Source organism: Marinilabilia salmonicolor (assembly GCF_003003035.1).
GTDB lineage: Bacteria > Bacteroidota > Bacteroidia > Bacteroidales > Marinilabiliaceae > Marinilabilia > Marinilabilia salmonicolor_A.
The window spans coordinates 1-17762 of sequence record NZ_PVTS01000003.1 but is presented as its reverse complement, the minus strand read 5'-3'; the positions used below and the strand labels follow the sequence as shown (position 1 = coordinate 17762).

Annotated in this window: 13 protein-coding genes; 7 read left to right on the top strand and 6 right to left on the bottom strand. The window is 43.5% G+C overall.

The genetic code is table 11. The features are described from left to right. Positions 1–205 precede the first annotated feature (205 nt). The 3 genes from BY457_RS03455 (at position 206) to BY457_RS03445 (ending at position 3598) form a co-directional block, all read left to right on the top strand. The gene (locus BY457_RS03455) at positions 206–865 is read left to right on the top strand and encodes a 2-aminoethylphosphonate--pyruvate aminotransferase (RefSeq protein WP_106152171.1); all 660 of its coding nucleotides are present in this window, start codon (positions 206–208) and stop codon (positions 863–865) included. Positions 866–1141: 276 nt separating this feature from the next. Further along, positions 1142–2497, top strand: a complete 1356-nt coding sequence (locus BY457_RS03450; RefSeq protein ID WP_106151943.1) for a UDP-N-acetylmuramate--L-alanine ligase — start codon at positions 1142–1144, stop codon at positions 2495–2497. A gap of 78 nt (positions 2498–2575) precedes the next feature. Next, positions 2576–3598: a DUF4097 family beta strand repeat-containing protein gene (locus BY457_RS03445; protein WP_106151942.1), complete on the top strand. Its 1023-nt coding sequence runs from the start codon at positions 2576–2578 to the stop codon at positions 3596–3598. A 71-nt stretch (positions 3599–3669) separates the two neighbouring features. On the opposite strand, the gene BY457_RS03440 is transcribed toward BY457_RS03445, so the two are convergent. Both BY457_RS03440 and BY457_RS03435 read right to left on the bottom strand, forming a co-directional pair. After that, positions 3670–4971, bottom strand: coding sequence for an acetyl-CoA hydrolase/transferase family protein (locus tag BY457_RS03440; RefSeq protein WP_106151941.1), 1302 nt, complete (start codon positions 4969–4971; stop codon positions 3670–3672). Between the two features lie 304 nt (positions 4972–5275). Further along, positions 5276–5899 (bottom strand): 30S ribosomal protein S16, encoded by a 624-nt coding sequence (locus BY457_RS03435; RefSeq protein WP_106151940.1) that lies wholly within the window; start codon positions 5897–5899, stop codon positions 5276–5278. Between the two features lie 507 nt (positions 5900–6406). Between BY457_RS03435 and dnaE the strand changes: the two genes are divergently transcribed. Together dnaE and trxA are read left to right on the top strand one after the other, a co-directional pair. Then, positions 6407–10207: a DNA polymerase III subunit alpha gene (dnaE, locus tag BY457_RS03430; RefSeq protein WP_106151939.1), complete on the top strand. Its 3801-nt coding sequence runs from the start codon at positions 6407–6409 to the stop codon at positions 10205–10207. 182 nt (positions 10208–10389) lie between these two features. Beyond that, positions 10390–10707 (top strand): thioredoxin, encoded by a 318-nt coding sequence (gene trxA / locus BY457_RS03425; protein ID WP_106151938.1) that lies wholly within the window; start codon positions 10390–10392, stop codon positions 10705–10707. Positions 10708–10806: 99 nt separating this feature from the next. Here the strand turns inward: trxA and BY457_RS03420 are convergent, their stop codons facing one another. From BY457_RS03420 to BY457_RS03405, 4 genes are all read right to left on the bottom strand, one after another. Further along, positions 10807–12210, bottom strand: a complete 1404-nt coding sequence (locus tag BY457_RS03420) for a NupC/NupG family nucleoside CNT transporter (protein ID WP_106151937.1) — start codon at positions 12208–12210, stop codon at positions 10807–10809. Positions 12211–12367: 157 nt separating this feature from the next. Then, positions 12368–12970: a bifunctional nuclease family protein gene (locus tag BY457_RS03415; RefSeq protein ID WP_106151936.1), complete on the bottom strand. Its 603-nt coding sequence runs from the start codon at positions 12968–12970 to the stop codon at positions 12368–12370. A gap of 103 nt (positions 12971–13073) precedes the next feature. Continuing rightward, entirely contained in the window at positions 13074–14096 is a 1023-nt protein-coding gene (locus BY457_RS03410) for a hypothetical protein (RefSeq protein WP_106151935.1), read from the bottom strand. Further along, positions 14093–15079: a lysylphosphatidylglycerol synthase transmembrane domain-containing protein gene (locus BY457_RS03405; protein ID WP_106151934.1), complete on the bottom strand. Its 987-nt coding sequence runs from the start codon at positions 15077–15079 to the stop codon at positions 14093–14095. Before BY457_RS03405 ends, BY457_RS03410 begins: the two co-directional genes overlap by 4 nt. 256 nt (positions 15080–15335) lie before the next feature. Between BY457_RS03405 and rsmA the strand changes: the two genes are divergently transcribed. Next, positions 15336–16112: a 16S rRNA (adenine(1518)-N(6)/adenine(1519)-N(6))-dimethyltransferase RsmA gene (rsmA, locus tag BY457_RS03400; RefSeq protein ID WP_106151933.1), complete on the top strand. Its 777-nt coding sequence runs from the start codon at positions 15336–15338 to the stop codon at positions 16110–16112. 31 nt (positions 16113–16143) lie between these two features. After that, positions 16144–17508: a magnesium transporter gene (gene mgtE, locus BY457_RS03395; protein ID WP_106151932.1), complete on the top strand. Its 1365-nt coding sequence runs from the start codon at positions 16144–16146 to the stop codon at positions 17506–17508. Positions 17509–17762 lie beyond the last annotated feature (254 nt).

Sequence of the window (17762 nt, the reverse complement as noted above, 5' to 3'; positions counted from 1 at the left end):
TTTTTTTCTTTTGACGCCGTAAAGTTATTAAAAGAGTTCTTGATGCCATAGAAAAATAATTTCCCTTGCGGATACGTGTTTATCTTTGTATGATTGTCAAATAGATATAAGGGGTTTTAAGGGTTTGGTAATGTACTTTTAATTTACAGTTAATAACTGCATGATTTCTTTGTTGCAGAATTTTTTTCTTGCTAAAACCTTTACTATGAGCGTTGTTGATTTTTCTAAAGAGGGGAGAATACCTGAGCATCTCAATCAGAGTGTTATAAATATGTGGACGCATATGCCCATTCATCCTGAACAGTTTTATCGGACCGGATTTGAAACCATATTTTTTGAAACAAACCGTAATCTTGCATTGAGATGTGTTTTGTCTTCCGTTGTTCCGGCTGAAAAGGAAATAATAGTGGCAGGGACCGGTAATTTGTCAGCTGTTACAGAAGCTGCTTCTTTTTTCGATATTCCTCATATTGTTTTTCACTCTCCGGTGGAAGAGTTGACATTGATGGAAACTCTTGTGTCTGTACAGATTAATGTTTCTCACATTGTGTTGGTTATGGATGGAGATGATTCTGATATTGATCAGTACATCAGGCATCTTCGTCCGTTACTTGATGTGAAGAAGATCGAATTGATTATCTACTGTACTTCTTCCGTAGATAAAATTCATGACAGAACCAATGGAGCTGTGGATTATTTTATTGGGGGATGGGATGAGTTACCAGACAAATCCTTTGCCGTGGCCCGTCGCAACCGGTTGGTCCAAACTGAAGGAAACTCGAGGTCTTCAGATTTTGATCTTTACGCTTCCTGGCAGTGGCGGCTCAAAGAACGGGGGGCCAATATCCTCCCAATGGAGATGTAATAGATTGTTGTATTTTATTTGAATGGCGTTTTCGGGATATCTGAGAACGCTATTTTTGTATAAAGTCTTTTTATCCGGTATTTATAAAATCCTGCATATTCAGTTCTAAGTCATGCAATTTTCATTTTATGGTTGCTTTATGAAAAAATGATTAATTTTCCCTTTTATTTTCCCTGCTTTATTGACTTCGTCAATTTTCGATTCATGAATTATCGGAAGAGATTATTTGTAAATAATGCAGGTTAGATTAATTGGTTACGAAATAATAAATAACGAATGAGAGTTCATTTTATAGCGATAGGAGGAAGCGCAATGCACAACCTTGCCATTGCCCTTCACAAAAAAGGATTTCATGTTACAGGCTCGGATGATAAGATTTTTGAACCCAGTAAATCCAGGTTGCAGAATCATGGGCTGCTTCCTGTCAAGGAAGGATGGTCGCCCGACACTATTTCGGAAGATCTGGATGCCGTGATCCTTGGCATGCATGCCAGATCTGATAATCCGGAGTTGTTGAAAGCTCAAAAACTTAATCTTAAGGTTTATTCATATCCCGAGTATTTGTATGAGCAAACAAAAAACAAGAAGCGGGTGGTGATTGCCGGCAGTCATGGCAAAACAACCATCACCTCCATGCTTTTGCACGTGCTTAAAGAGACGGGGCGAAAGTTTGACTTTATGGTAGGTGCTCACATAAAGGGCTTTGATACAATGGTAGAGCTTTCGGATGAGTCGGATATTGCTGTTTTTGAGGGAGATGAATACCTTTCCTCCCCCATTGATCTTCGTCCAAAGTTTTTGTGGTACAAACCCCGGATAGCATTGGTTACAGGTGTTGCATGGGACCATGTCAATGTGTTTCCCACCGAAGAGGAATACAATCATCAGTTTGAACTTTTTGCACAAACACTTGAGCCGGGAGGCAGCTTTATTTTTTATCAGCAGGATCCGGTGCTTCAGGCAATTGCCCACAGGCACCCGGAGCTTAATGCTTTATCATACAATGAGGTGGAAACGGAGTCTTTTAACGGAGAAACCCTTGTTGTTTGTGATGAAAGGAACTATGTGTTAAAGATCTTCGGGCATCATAATTTTCAGAATCTGGCCGGAGCTTTACTGGTGGCAAAAGATCTTGGTGTTACAGAAAAAGATTTCTGGGAATCGATGCAGTATTTTGAAGGGGCTGCCAGGAGACTGCAGGTGCTTTCTGAAAATGAGAATGCTTCTGTTTTTTATGATTTTGCACATGCTCCTTCAAAAGTAAAAGCAACGGTGGCTGCTGTTAAAGATCAGTACCCACACCGGCAGTTGCTGGCGGTGGTTGAGTTGCACACATTCAGTAGCCTTAACAGGGAGTTTTTACCGCAATACGAGGGTGCGATGGAGAATGCCGACGAAGCGGTTGTTTTCTTCGATCCTGAGGTTGTTGCGCATAAAAAGCTGGAGGAAGTTACCATTAAAGATGTGGAACATGCATTTGCAAAAAAAGGGTTGAAAGTGTTTACAGATGGTGATAAATTGCATCAGTTTCTTGCCGGCAAAAGATTGGAAAATTCAAATCTGCTGCTGATGACCTCCGGCAATTTGGCAGGGATTGATGTGAATGCTCTTGCAGAAGAAGTTTTAAGTTAATATTGTAACTATTTTCATGGGAGAGGCGTCACATTTAGGTGTTAACAGTTTTTACTCATCTAATCTAATTATGAAATTATGAAACACTTCTTGTCTCTTTCCATCTTTCTTCTCCTGCTTGCAGGGTGCCAGTTGGCAGTCGCTCAGCAATTGGCAGACCAGGTGGATGAACGTTTTTCGGGAGTTCAGGCCATTCAGGTTAAAGGTGTATTTTGTGATGTCTCCGTTAATGCAGGGACTTCTGATGAGGTCCATCTGACCGGGGAAATCAGAGTGACTCGCAGTATTGAAGATTATGCAATTAAAACTTTGCGGGAAGGTAATTTGCTTAAAGTTTGGGTGGAACATCCTACCATGATGAGGGGTATTGCTAAAGGACTTTTGTCTTTTGATGCCCCGGAAGACGTGATGCTTACCATAGAAAATGTATCGGGGGATGTGGAAGTTCTTAACATAGGGAGTGATGATATGTCGCTTGCTTCTGTTTCAGGGGACATCCGGGTTTCCGGAGCAGGTTCTGGTTGCCGGCTGAAATCGGTTTCGGGGGAGATTGAGGCCTCCCTTATAAGTGGTCAGTTGAAAGCGAATTCAGTAAGTGGAGATGTTCGTGTATCAGATGTTAAGGGAGGTTTTACCGGAAATAGCACCTCTGGGAATATTTCCGCGAAAATGGTCGAAGGAGTTGTTTCTCTCGGATCCACTTCCGGAGATTTTGTATTGGAAAGTTTGATGAGCGGAGCTTCGGCAAAAACAACCTCAGGGAGCATTCGCGTAAATATACTTAAAGGGGATTTGCAGTGTGAGACTGTATCCGGAAGTGTTACATTAATGGATGTTACCGGTAGTTTGAAAATTTCTTCCACCAGTGGAGATCAGGCGGGCACCGGTATAATGCTTACCGGGGATAGTCATTTTCGCTCTGTTTCGGGAGACGTAGAAATGGATGTCTTAAATGAGATAGAGTCTTTAAGTTTCAGATTGAAATCAAATTCCGGGAGGTTGATGGCAGGTAACTCTTCGGCTGACGACAAGCTGGAAATTTCCGGAGGAGAGATCTTTGTCAATGGTTCGAGCACTTCGGGCAACCAGATTTTTAAATAGGAAAATTTTCATATAAAATAAAAGCCGGTGACAGATCATGTCCCCGGCTTTTATTATATGATTACGGTTTCTTATTTGGAAACAAAGTGGTAATGAGATCCGAAACGATCGAAAGCTGCTTTTTCCAGCATCTCACGATGGTCGGGATGTGCCACAGAAGTGATGAGTCGGGCTCTTTCCTGCAAGGTTTTTCCGTAAAGGTTCACTGCGCCATATTCGGTAACTAACCAGTGCATATTGGCACGGGTGGTAACTACGCCTGAACCTTCCATTAGTACGGGAGCAATCTTCGAAACGCCTTTTCCGGTAACTGAAGGCATGGCAATGATGGGTTTTCCACCTTCGGAATATCCTGCACCACGGATGAAGTCAATCTGACCGCCTACTCCGGAGTAGTGAGTGGTTCCGATAGAATCGGCACATACCTGACCGGTAATATCCACAGAAAGAGCAGAATTAATCGCAGTCACTTTCTTTTGCTTGCGTATTACATTAACACTGTTGGTGTGTTGCACATCCATCATGGCTACCTGCGGGTTGTCGTTTACAAAGTCGTAAAGTTCCTGCGACCCCATGAGGAATGAAGCTACCATCAGCCCTTTGTCCAATTGCTTTTTCTTTCCGTTAACCACTCCCTTTTCTACCAGGGGAAGAATTCCGTCAGAGAACATTTCGGTGTGTACGCCAAGATCTTTGTGGTTGCCCAGTTCTGCTAAAACAGCATTGGGGATACCACCAATTCCCATTTGCAAACAAGCGCCGTCTTCTACCAATTCTGCCACGTTGTGGCCAATGGCACGTTCAATATCCGAAAGAGGTGCATTGTTGTGGATAAAGAGCGGTTCATCATGCTCAACAAAATAGTCGATATCGCGCATGTTGATCTGTGCATCACCCCAGGTACGTGGTACGTACTTGTTGATTTGTGCAATAACAATATCGGCGCATTCCACTGCAGCCAGTGTTGCATCTACCGAAGTTCCCAGAGAAACATATCCGTGACGGTCAGGAGTGGATACCTGAATCATGGCCACATTGACTTTTAGATAACCTTCGCGTATGAGTTTCTGCGTTTCGCTCAGGAATACAGGAATGTAATCGGCATATCCTGCCTGAGTTACCTTGCGTACGTTGCCACCTACAAAGAATGATTCAAGTTGAAAAATGCCTTCCAGCTCGGGGTCTGCATAAGGAGCAGGACCTTCGGTATGGATGTGCTGAATTTTTACATCTTTGAATTCGCCTTTCTTGCCACGCTCAACCATTGCATTGATGAGAGCATGAGGAGTAACAGCCACACTACTCATGTGGATGCGGTCTCCCGATTTGATTACTTTAACTGCCTCTTCGGCGGTTACTGTTTTATACTGCATGTCGAAACAATTTTTATAAAGTGTTGTTTTAATTTATTCCTGAAAATCGCTGCAAAAGTAGTCTTTTTACTTTACTTTTCCTGTTACCACACAGCATTGTAACCTGTTTTAGAGCATATTTAAAATCATTACAAAGAAATAGAGATTTATTTCTTTATTGATTTCAGCGGGTTGAAGAAGATATTTGATGTGATGTTATTTTTGCTTAAAAATAATTAATGGAGGTTTTTGGGGATAGATAGAAACAAAAAAAGCCACCCTTTTTGGGGCAGCTTTTATTTTGTCATGAATGAAACCAGAAGGTTTACTCTTCTTTTTTAGTCTCTTCGTCAGAGGCTTCAGCTTTGGGCTCTTCAGCTTCTTCAGCTTTGGTTTCCTCAGCGGGAGTTTCTTCTGCGGCTTCTTCAGTAGCTTCGTCAGTGTCAGCAGCTTCTTCTTCTTTTGTTTCAGCTTCAGCTTCGGCAGCCAACTCGGCATTTCTCTTGGCCAGTTTTTCTGCTCTTTCAGCATTTACTTTGGCCTCCTGCTCGAGACGGGCTTTCCGATCTTTCTCTGATTCAGAAGAAAGCTGGTCTTTTTTAGCCTGAATCTTAGCTTCTTTCTCTTCCATCCATTTTTGGAAGCGACGTTCAGCTTCGGCTTCATCAAAAGCACCTTTTTTTACACCTTCGAGCAAGTGTTTTTTCATGAGTACCCCTTGGTAACTCAGGATTGCACGGGTTGTGTCAGTAGGTTGGGCGCCTTTGCCAAGCCATGTTAAGGCTTTATCGAAATCGAGTTCGATCGTAGCAGGATTTGTGTTGGGATTGTATGATCCAATCCGCTCGATGTATTTACCATCTCGTGGCGCCCTGCTATCTGCTACCACAATGTGGTAGTAAGCATACCTTTTTCGTCCGTGTCTCGCTAATCTGATTTTTACGGGCATGTTTCTAAATAATTATAATTAAACAACCTACTTTTTTGAGACTGCAAATATAAGGCGATTTATTTATTTACGAAACATCCTTCAACTTTATTTTTAGAACATTCCCTGAAATCTGCTTTGGAATTGATTTGGGTTGTAATTGCGTGTTTGTTAATTGCTTGTCCTGGTATGTTCTTTTGGAATCTCTCCTGTTTATTGCTCAATCTCATCGATTCTTAAATAAAACTGTGAAAGGCCCGATATCCTATAAATGCCAACTTAATTAATTTTTTAAGTTGAAATGAGTGTTTTTGATAAAATTTAGAATGTCAATGTTATACGATTTTTTCTAATCTCTAAAATCTAACGATCTATTGTCAAGGGTTCCTTTAAAATAGAAAAGTCCCATAAAACAAATACCATTTATCCATCGTTTAGTAATTTTCATCAAGCGGTGGACCGATTAGTTTTTTTCCCGATGAATTTGGATAATTTTGTAGGTTCATCGAAACCGTTCACAAACGCACTATGGATTTAATACCTTTTACACACTTACACGTTCACTCCCAATACTCTATACTTGATGGCGCTGCCAGCGTTAACGACTTGGTAACTAAGGCTAAGAACGACGGGATGAAAGCTCTGGCACTTACCGATCATGGAACCATGTTTGGCATTAAGGAGTTTTTTGATGCCTGCAAGAAAAATGATGTCAAGCCCATTCTTGGATGTGAGACTTACGTTGCAGCCCGGACCATTCACGATAAAACAGACAGCAAGCTCGACGGTCGGGGCGACCACCTTATATTGCTGGCCAAAAACCGGACAGGGTATCGTAATTTGCTGAAACTGATCTCTATTGCCAATGTGGAGGGGTTTTACTATAAGCCCCGGATTGACAAAAACTTATTGGAACAGCATAGTGAAGGACTGATTGTGACTTCTGCCTGTATCGGGGGGGAAGTTCCCCAGAAAATTATGGCAGGAGACCTGGAGGGAGCGAAAGAGAGTGTTTTATGGTTTAAGCGTGTGTTTGGAGATGATTATTACCTGGAACTGCAAAGACATCCTGCTGAGGATCCTAAGTCGCGTCATGATGTTTATGACAATCAGGTGTTGGTAAATGAAAAATTGCTGGAGTTTTCCAAAGAGCTGGGCGTGAAGGTAATTGCTGCCAATGATGTGCACTTTACCAATGCTGCTGATGCTGAAGCGCACGACCTATTAATCTGCCTGAATACCGGAAAGGATTTTGATGACGAAAACCGGATGCGTTATACCCGGCAGGAGTGGTTTAAAACCACAGCTGAAATGAACGATCTGTTTAAGGATGTTCCCGAAGCCTTGCAAAATACAGCCGAAATTGCCGATAAGGTGGAGGTCTATGAGTTGAACTCTGCCCCCATTATGCCTTTCTTTGCCATTCCTACTGATTTTGGGACTTTCGAAGGTTACAAGGAACAGTTTCCGGAAGAGAACCTCCGGGAGGAGTTCGGCGATCGTTATGATGCGCTGGGAGGCGATTATGAACATTTGATACGGGTGAAGCTGGAATCCGATTACCTCACACACCTCGCGTATGAAGGTGCCAAAGATCCGGTTCGATATGGAGATCCCATTCCCGATGATGTGAAGGAGCGGCTCGATTTTGAGTTGAATACCATCAAAACAATGGGTTTTCCCGGATACTTTTTGATTGTGCAGGACTTTATAAATGCGGCTCGCGAAATGGGTGTTCTGGTAGGGCCGGGCCGTGGCTCGGCAGCCGGTGCCGCGGTTTCTTATTGCGTGGGAATTACCAATATTGATCCCATAAAGCACGATTTGCTGTTTGAACGTTTTCTTAATCCGGACCGTATTTCCATGCCTGATGTGGACATCGACTTTGACGATGACGGACGCCAGCTGGTACTCGACTGGGTGACAGAAAAGTATGGCCGCGATAAGGTGGCTCATATCTGTACCTTTGGAACCATGGCTGCACGTTTGGCTATTCGTGACGTGGGGAGGGTGTTGAAACTGCCTCTGCCGGATACCGATAAACTGGCCAAATTGATTCCGGAAAGACCCGGCACCAAACTGGCCAATGCATACCAGGAAGTGCTGGACCGGGAAAAGGGGACAGGAAGTATCGATGGGGCGATTTCAAAAATTGAAGCTGATCTGAGAGCCGCTCGTAATGCCGGAAATGGGAAGCTTGAAGGAAAGCTCGAAGTATATAAGATTTTTGCAGAGCGCATCCGCGAGGCACGATCACGGGGTGAGGAGAGGGTCTTGAAAACGATGGAGCTGGCCTGCCGTCTGGAAGGGTCGGTGCGCCAGACCGGTGTTCATGCCTGTGGCGTGCTGATTGGGCGCGATCCGCTGGAGCAGCATATTCCGCTCATCCCTACCAAGGAAGAGAATTTGATGACCACTCAATACGACGGACGATATGTGGAAGCTATCGGGCTGTTGAAGATGGATTTTCTGGGTCTGAAAACGCTTTCCATCATTAAGGAAACACTCGAAAATATAAAACTCTCCAAGGGAATTGATGTGGATGTGGAAACACTGCCCCCCGATGATAAGGAGACGTTCGAACTCTTCGCCCGGGGAGATACGACAGCTATTTTCCAGTTTGAATCGCCCGGAATGAAAAAACATTTGCGCGCACTTGAGCCAAACCGATTCGAGGATCTGGTGGCAATGAATGCCTTGTATCGACCGGGGCCAATGGAATACATTCCGGATTATATCGATCGTAAGCACGGGCGCAAGGAGATCAATTACGATCATCCGATGATGGAGTCCTATCTGAAGGATACCTATGGAATTACGGTTTTTCAGGAGCAGGTGATGCTTTTGTCGCGGGCCCTGGGTGGATTTACCCGTGGTGAATCTGATTCCCTGCGTAAGGCGATGGGGAAAAAGCTCCTGGATATGATGGCCAAGCTGAAGGACAAGTTCCATGATGGCTGTCTGAAGAATGAAGAGTTTGTGGAAGGGTGCAAACAGGTAAATAAAAATCCTGAAGAGCTGATTGAAAAAATCTGGAAAGACTGGGAGGCCTTTGCCAGTTATGCATTTAACAAGTCACACTCTGTTTGTTATGCGTATGTGGCATATCAGACTGGATACCTGAAAGCACACTATCCTGCCGAGTTTATGTCCGGGGTTTTGAGTCGCAACCTTACTGACATTACCAAGATTACCACCTTTATGGAGGAGTGCCGGAGAATGGGACTCGAAGTGCTTGGGCCGGATGTGAATGAGAGTTTCCGGAAGTTTACCGTAAATGCTCAGGGAGCTATTCGTTTTGGAATGGCAGGAATTAAGGGTGTTGGTGCAGGAGCTGTGGAAGAGGTAATCCGTAAACGTGAAGAGGGAGGACCCTTTAAGGGAATTTTCGATTTTGTGGAAAGAGTGAATCTTCAGACTGTGAATAAAAAGAACTTTGAAGGACTGGCGGCTTCAGGCGCTTTTGATAACCTGGATGAGTTTAACCGGGCACAGTATTTTGCAATTTCAGATGGGGAGGATGGCACCTTTATTGAGCGTCTGCTGCGCTATGGCAACCGCTACCAGGCCGATAAGGCCAGTAACCAGGTGTCATTGTTTGGGGCTGCTGATATGACCGGGGCGGTTAAAAAACCCACCCCACCCAATGTTCCGGAATTTACCAGTATTGAGAAACTTGGAAGGGAGAAGGAGCTGATTGGTATTTATCTTTCTGCTCATCCGCTGGATCGTTATAAGCTGGAGCTGAAGCACTATTGTAATATGTCTCTTAGCGACCTTGATGACCTGACGCTGATTAATGGGAGAAGTTTTATAGTGGGTGGAATGGTAACAGGTATCCGCAGGGGAGTTACCCGAATGAAAGAGAACCCCTTTGCCATTATTACCATTGAAGATTATTCCGGTTCACACGAATTTCCACTTTTTGGGCGTGATTATACCGATTACAGTAAATATCATAATGTACCTGAGGATGGCAGTATATTTCTGCTTGTAAAAGGTAAAGTACAACCTAAAAAATACAGACCTGAAGAACTGGAAGCCAAAATCAATTCTATTTCATTTTTGAATGAGGTGCTGGAAACCCAGGTGCAAAGTTTGTCGCTGAATATCGCATTGGATAAGATTACCGATGATCTGGTGAACGAACTGGCCAATGTGATGCTTGAAAACAGAGGTCATGTTTCGTTGCGGTTTAATGTTTTTGATCCGGCCAATGAGAATTATCGTGTCCAGATGCTTTCCAGATCGGCCCGAATTGATTTATCGCACAAGGATGTTCTTCAGTTTTTTGATGAGCATCCGGAGTTACAAATAAAGCTTGGATAGAGGCATTCATCAGAGTTGATGTATTGGATTACTCCGGGTAGTAATATGTAAATGGAATTCCAAAAAAGTTTTATCTTTGAACAAGAGCAATAAATGTCTGTTAATAGTTTATTGCTTTCTGACGGGGAAATCCCCTTTTAGAGTGAGTTTATTTTATTGATATAATTAAAAAAGAATAAGTTATGACTGTTGAAGTAACAGATGCCAATTTTGAAGAAATGGTATTGAAATCAGACAAACCTGTGTTGGTTGATTTTTGGGCAGAGTGGTGCGGTCCCTGCCGAATGGTGGCACCTATTGTTGCCGAGCTGGCCGAAGAGTACAAGGATAAGGCGGTACTGGCCAAGATGGATGTGGACTCAAATCCGGATACTTCTGTGAAGTTTGGAATCAGAAATATTCCAACCATTTTGTTCTTTAAAGGTGGTGAGGTTGTTGATAAGCAGGTTGGTGCTGTGCCAAAAGCTGCGCTTGCATCTAAACTTGATGCCATTATATAGTAAGAAGAGTGTTAAAAAAATAGAGCGGGTCGGTTCAATCAGTGAACCGACCCGCTTTTTTGTTGTCTTTGACTCTATAAACCAATTTCTATATACAGGTCACCCAAGAATCATTCCCACCACCGTTGCTGACAGTAAAGATGCCAGAGTACCTGCCAGCAGGGCCCGTACACCCAACTGAGAGAGCAGCACCCGCTTTCCGGGGGCCAGAGCTCCGATACCTCCGATCTGAATGCCGATGGAAGCAAAGTTGGCAAAGCCGCAAAGAACGTAAGTGGCCATGATTACAGATTTTTCGTGCATAAAAGCTCCTGCTTCTTTGAGTTCTCCCAGACTTACATACCCGATAAACTCGGTCATAATGAGCTTTTCTCCCAGCACACGTCCTACCAGGTCGATGTCCTGACTGCCTACGCCCAGGACCCACATCAGCGGGGCAAATATGTATCCCAGGATGAATTCGAGTGACAAACCGCTGTATTGTCCGTCAGTGGCAGCAGCAATTACTGTGTTAAGGGTGGTCCAGTCTCCGATTTTCAGCAGAATGAAATTCATCATGGCAATGAGTGCAATGAAGACCAGCAACATCCCGGCCACGTTCACCGCCAGTTTAATGCCTTCAGTGGTTCCATTGGAAATTGCATCCAATACGTTTTTCCCGATTTTGTCTTTGGGCACTTCCACCTCTTTACTAATCTTTTCGGTTTGGGGAACAAGCATTTTGGAGATGATGATAACTCCCGGCGCTGCCATAATGGATGCGGCCAGCAGGTGTTTGGCATAAATAAGTTCCTGTATCGGGTCTCCTCCGCCCAGCACCTTGATGTAAACCGCCAGAACTCCTCCTGCCAGGGTGGCCATACCGCCAGACATAACGAGCATTATTTCCGAACGGTTCATCTTTTCCAGATAGGCCTTAATCATTAAAGGGCTTTCCGTTTGTCCCAGAAAGATATTACCTGCCACAGAAAGACTCTCTGCTCCTGATATTTTAAGTAGTTTGGTCATCCCTTTTGCCAGCCAGAAAACGACTCGCTGAATGATCCCGAAATAAAACAAAATACTCGTTAGACCTGAGAAAAAGATGATGGTTGGCAATATGGTAATGGCAAAGTTGAGTAAGGGTTGCTCTATTTCTCCGCTTACCAGACTCTTGAAAAGGAACTTTGCTCCGGCATCAGAGAAACCAAGAATTTTTACAAATATTTTTCCTAAAACATCGAATATCGATTGCACAAAGGGAACATAAAGAATGGCCAGTGCCAGGATCAGCTGGATGATTAGTCCGGTTCCCACCACCCGCCATGATATGGCTTTGCGGTTGGTGCTGAATACCCAGGCAATAAACATGATGAATGCCATTCCCAGCATCCCTCTGAAAAGGCTTTCTATACCAAAGCCTCCTCCGGTGGCTACCACCGGATTATTATTGGCCATTAATGCTGCCGGCGAAGCAAAAAGCAGTATAATGACAGGCAAAAACCTCAGAATAGTTTTCTTCATTTCGTTTGGTGTCTTTTTTATTTGGTTATGTATGTGCTGCCCTGGTAACCGGGATTTAGGTTTGGCTTAACGATCCGGTTGTTTCAGGCATTTGGGGATTTATCTTAGTAAAACAGGCCGGTAAAGGCCTGTGAATATTTTCTGCTGATTAAAAAAACTATTTCTCGCGCCGTTGTATTTCATCACGAATTTCTGAGGCTTTTTCATAGTTTTCATGCTCAATGGCCTCGTTTAAAAGGTTGTTGAGTTCTTCTATGCTTTTGTTTTTTAGTGGGTTGGACGTTTTTTGTGAGGGCGATTTTTGCTCTTTCTCCGGTGTGGGATTTGCTTCATCCTGATCGCCAAAGTCAAGGACTATTCCTGCTTTTTGCATGATCTCTTCGTAGGTAAAGATGGGACAGTTGAATCTGAGGGCCAGAGATACGGCATCTGAGGTTCGGGAATCAATTCGGACAATCTCGTCATTGTATAAACAAACCAGTTCCGAATAGAAAATACCCTCTTCCAGTTTGTAAATGACTACTTCAAGAATGTTAACTTTAAAAGCACGTGCAAAGTTCAAAAACAGATCGTGTGTAAGTGGCCGGGGAGGCTCCAGCCCTTCGAGTTTTATGGCAATGGATTGCGCCTCAACAGCACCTATAATGATGGGAATTCTTCGCTCGCCTTCTTCTTCTGCCAATACCAAAGCGTAAGCTCCTGATTGTGTTTGTGAGTAAGAAAGCCCTAATATGTTTAGTTTGATTTTTGTTTTGTCCATAAATATTCTGATTTCATACTTCCCGGTATTTCATCGTTATACCTCCTTGTTTTGCTGGTACTCGATTGATTAAGTCCGGTAAAAGGCTGTTGCTCCTGATGCGTCATCCGGATAGTAAACAAATATAGAAAATTGTTTTGAGAATATTAGTCTTTGAATGGAACGGGCTAAAAAAACCGGATCGTTTGGAAAAAATACCAAAGACCGGTATTAGGGAGGGAATAGCAAGGTTGAAGAACCACAAGGCCAATGAGGACATTACAATTCCCGGTTCAGCAATGTTGGTGCTTCCCAGAATGATAATTGCAAGTGTGGCCCGGATACTCAGGTCGCCTGCTCCCGCCGAGGGGAGAAACGACAGGGCCCCGTAGAAAATAAAAATGGCGTATAATCCGCCGCGGATATCAGTGAGCCCGAAGAAGTTTAGCAATATGAGGAATTGCAAAGAGAAAACGGAATATCTGACTGCCGTAAGCAAAAAAATGTGTGCGAGGGTGTTCCACCGGGTTTGTTTTAGTATGAAGAGTCTGTCTTTTGCTAAATCCAGAAACTTCCTGAAAAATCCGGTTTTTCTGATGATCAGCCAAAATGTTAATCCAATGATCAAAACCAACAGGATTGTTGATAAAGTGGTGGACCGGGATGCTGCGTTGATAAATAGAGACACTGGGCCGTCGTCATACCGGGCCGTCCAAACCAGGGCCCATACAGTCGCCAGAAGAATAACGAGGTTTTGAATAATACTTCCCATTAGGGACAAGACAATCACTTTGGTTTTTTCCCCGGACGGGTAAAATATTGCCTTGCCAATGGAATCTCCTGTTCGTGCAGGTGTCATCATGCCCAGCTGAATACCTTTTACCACCTGAATAAATGCTTCTTTGAGTCGGATGGATTGTACAGGACGTACCAGAATCTGCCACTTTCGTGTTTCTAACGCCAGATTCAGACTCATTAGCAAAAACTGGACGGATAACAGGGCAGGAAGGTGATGCCGGTTTGTATGCAGGTAATCAAGAAATGTGTTCCACTCACCAAAAGACCACAGTTTATAGCCTACCCATATCAGGGCAACAGCTGATAGCATTACCAGTATTTGCCTGATATTTATTTTTCCGAAAATCATGGCTGCTCGCTCTTGTTGACCAGAGGGATGGCTACCAGTGATAAAAGTCCGGTAATGATAATCATGCCGTTGAGCGAGCCATGGACCAACAATGCAAAGGCTGCTGCCTGTGGAGCGCCAACACCAAAAAAGAGCAATGTGGAGATGACCATGAAATGATATGGGCCTATGCCTCCCTGCACCGGAGCCACCATCCCGAAGCTTCCCAGTACAAAAACGGCCAGACCTGCCCCCGGCCCCAGCTCCCGGGTAAAAGGAAATCCGAAAAAGCAAACGTAAATCATCAGGAAATAAAGCACAAAGATCAGAAGGGTGTGGATGAAAAAGAGCGGTTTGTTCTTTACATTTCGATAAGAGAAAAGACCTTCTTTGAATTTCAGCCACAATCCTTTCAGCTTAAAATACATCTGACTGTTGAGAATGTTCTGTCTGAAAACAATAATGGCTCCTGCTGCAAAAAGAACAATCAATCCGAACCACCAGGAGGAGAAAAAATTGACGATTCCTGATATATCCATTTTGTTATTTACAAAATCGACAAAAACATTGTACTGCACGGCAATCATTAGAGCAAGCGCAAGCAGCAGCATGATGAGATCCAGAACACGCTCCGTGACGACGGTACCCACCAGTCTCGAAAAGGAGACCTGTTCATATTTGCTGAGGACACCACAACGGGAGATTTCGCCCATTCGGGGAATGGCCAGGTTGGCCAGGTATCCGATCATGACAGCCAGGAAAGTGTTGACAACTCCCGGGCGTTTGTCCACCGGCTCAATGAGCATTTGCCACCGGATGGTCCGGCTAATGTGACTTAATAAACCCAATATCAGAGAAAGAATAATCCATCCGTATCCCACGTCATTTTTTATGATTCTGAGCAGCTCATCAGGATTCATATCTCTGTAAAGCCACCAGAGAATTACAATTCCTATCGATAAAAACAGAAGGATACGCAATCCTTTATGTATGGATTTATTCATTTTTCTTGGTTGTCACATCGCGATTAGGAATGGAAAAGGCGTTGTTTATGAAAGAGATGAAACCGTGCAATTGGACCTGTCGAAATGAAAAAAATGACTTGTCAGAGAAACACGACATAAAATAAATGGTGGTCAATAATCGTCTCCTGCATAAAAATTTTACCTTTGCCACGTAAAACAATTTACAATTTTACAAAATACGGCCCTTTTTGCCAAAAGTTTTGTTTTTTATCAAAGTTGTTTGTTATCATGGAAGATGAGGAGAGTCAAACCCAAAAAATATTTAGGCCAGCATTTTCTCAACGATCAGCATATTGCCATGCAGATTGTGGAGTCGTTGCCCGTCCCACCTCATAAGGTGCTGGAAATCGGGCCCGGCATGGGTGTGCTTACCGAACATCTTTCAAAAATCCGTGATATTAATCTTTGGTTGGTAGAACTCGATACTGAATCTGTGGACTATCTGAATGTTCACTATCCGGCTCTTTCTTCAAAAATTATTTCTGCTGATTTCCTGAAAATGAATTTATCGGAATATTTCTCCGGTGAATTTTCGATTATTGGCAATTTCCCTTACAATATCTCCAGTCAGATATTCTTTAAAGTGCTGGAGCATCGCAATCAGGTTAAGTACATTACAGGGATGGTGCAGCGGGAAGTAGGGAAAAGACTTACCTCCGGACCCGGAAATAAAGATTATGGTATTCTGAGTGTGCTGATGCAGGCCTGGTATCATCCTGAATATCTGTTTACCGTTGATGAACATGTTTTCACACCGCCTCCTAAAGTGAAATCAGCAGTAATTCGTTTTACACGCAATGATGTCTCGGATATCGGCTGTGATGAAAAACTGTTTTTAAGAGTGGTGAAAACTGCCTTTAATCAACGAAGAAAAACACTCCGTAACAGCATTAAATCTTTTGGCGTTCAGGCTACTGATGAGCGAACGCAGGAACTGCTTCAAAAACGACCCGAACAACTAAGTGTTGCGGAGTTTGTTGAACTTACGAATATAGTCGCTGCATCGTTGTAGATGTATTGTTGAACTTCAAAAACTAAGGGGTATGGCCAATTTTGAACTGACCAGAGAATTTGTGGATGAACTGAAGTTGCTGATTGAAAATCAGGACAACGAATCGGTATCCCGCGTTCTGGAAGAGTTACACCCCGCCGACATTGCTGAGCTCTATGAGGAGCTCAATATGGACGAGGCAAAGTATATCTATTTTCTGCTCGATGATGACAAGGCAGCGGATATGATTATTGAACTGGACGAAAATGATCGTCTAAAGTTCCTTAAAGCGTTGCCAAGTGAGGTGATTGCCCGAAGATTCATCGATAAGATGGATTCGGATGATGCCGCCGACGTTATTTCCGAGTTTGATACCGAAAGACAGCAGGAGGTACTCTCCTACATTGAAGATGTCAATGTGGCCGGAGATATTGTGGACCTGCTGAATTACGATGAAGATTCTGCGGGTGGTCTGATGGCCAAAGAGCTCATCAAGGTTAAAGAAAACTGGTCTATTCCCACGTGTTTGCGTAGTATGCGGCAACAGGCTGTAAATGTGGATGAGGTTTATTATGTCTATGTGGTTGACAATAACGGGGTACTCAAAGGGACCCTTTCTTTGAAGAAAATGCTGCTTAGTCCGGTGGACAGGCATGTGAAAGATATTTACTATTCAGACGTTATCTCGGTTGGGGTAGATGCCACTTCGGAGGAGGTTAGTAACATCATGACCAAATATGACCTTGTAGCATTGCCGGTCGTTGACCCTGTGGGGCGCCTTGTTGGGCGAATTACTGTGGATGATGTGATGGATGTGATGCGTGAAGAAGCTGAGAAGGATTATGCGTTAGCTTCCGGTATTACCGGCGATGTGGAATCATCAGACAGTGTATGGTTGCTTACACGTGCGCGGATTCCCTGGTTGCTCATTGGTTTACTTGGCGGATTGTTTGGATCGAGGGTGGTTGGTAGTTTCGAAGGGGTGTTGGATATATACCCGCAGCTTGCCTTTTTCATGCCGTTGATAGCGGCGATGGGAGGTAACGTGGGGATTCAATCGTCGGCCATTGTGGTGCAATCCATTGCTGCGGGAACCATGGGTCTGGATTCTCCTTTTCGGCGCCTCTTCAAGGAATTCAGTGTTGCTTTTTTGAATGCCTCCGTACTTTCTGTCCTTGCATTTGCCTACAACTATCTTATTGGTTCGCCTGATGCGCTTACGCTAACCGTTTCAGGAGCTATGTTCTCGGTAGTAATTTTTGCCTCGTTATTTGGAGCGCTGGTTCCTTTATTGCTGAATAGAATTAAGATTGACCCGGCTGTTGCTACCGGTCCGTTTGTTACAACGCTGAACGATATCATCGGTATGGGTATTTATCTTACCATTGGGACATTTTTTTATCAAATGCTGGTGTGATAATAGACCGTTAGGTTTTTTGATATAGTATATCAAAGGCAGAAGTTTGAGAGGCAGAAGGCAGAAGAAAAAATATTGACTCAAAACCTTAGGAATAGACAATCTATATAATAAAAGTGGGGAGTGGTTTTCGTTCAACTGAAAACTACTCCCCTCTTTCCTGAGTTCCGCACTTTTTTTCATGTAAAAAACTTAACTTTCATTAAATCAAATTTTTAATGTATTTTTAGGTGTAAATTTGGGTGTCCCAGAGG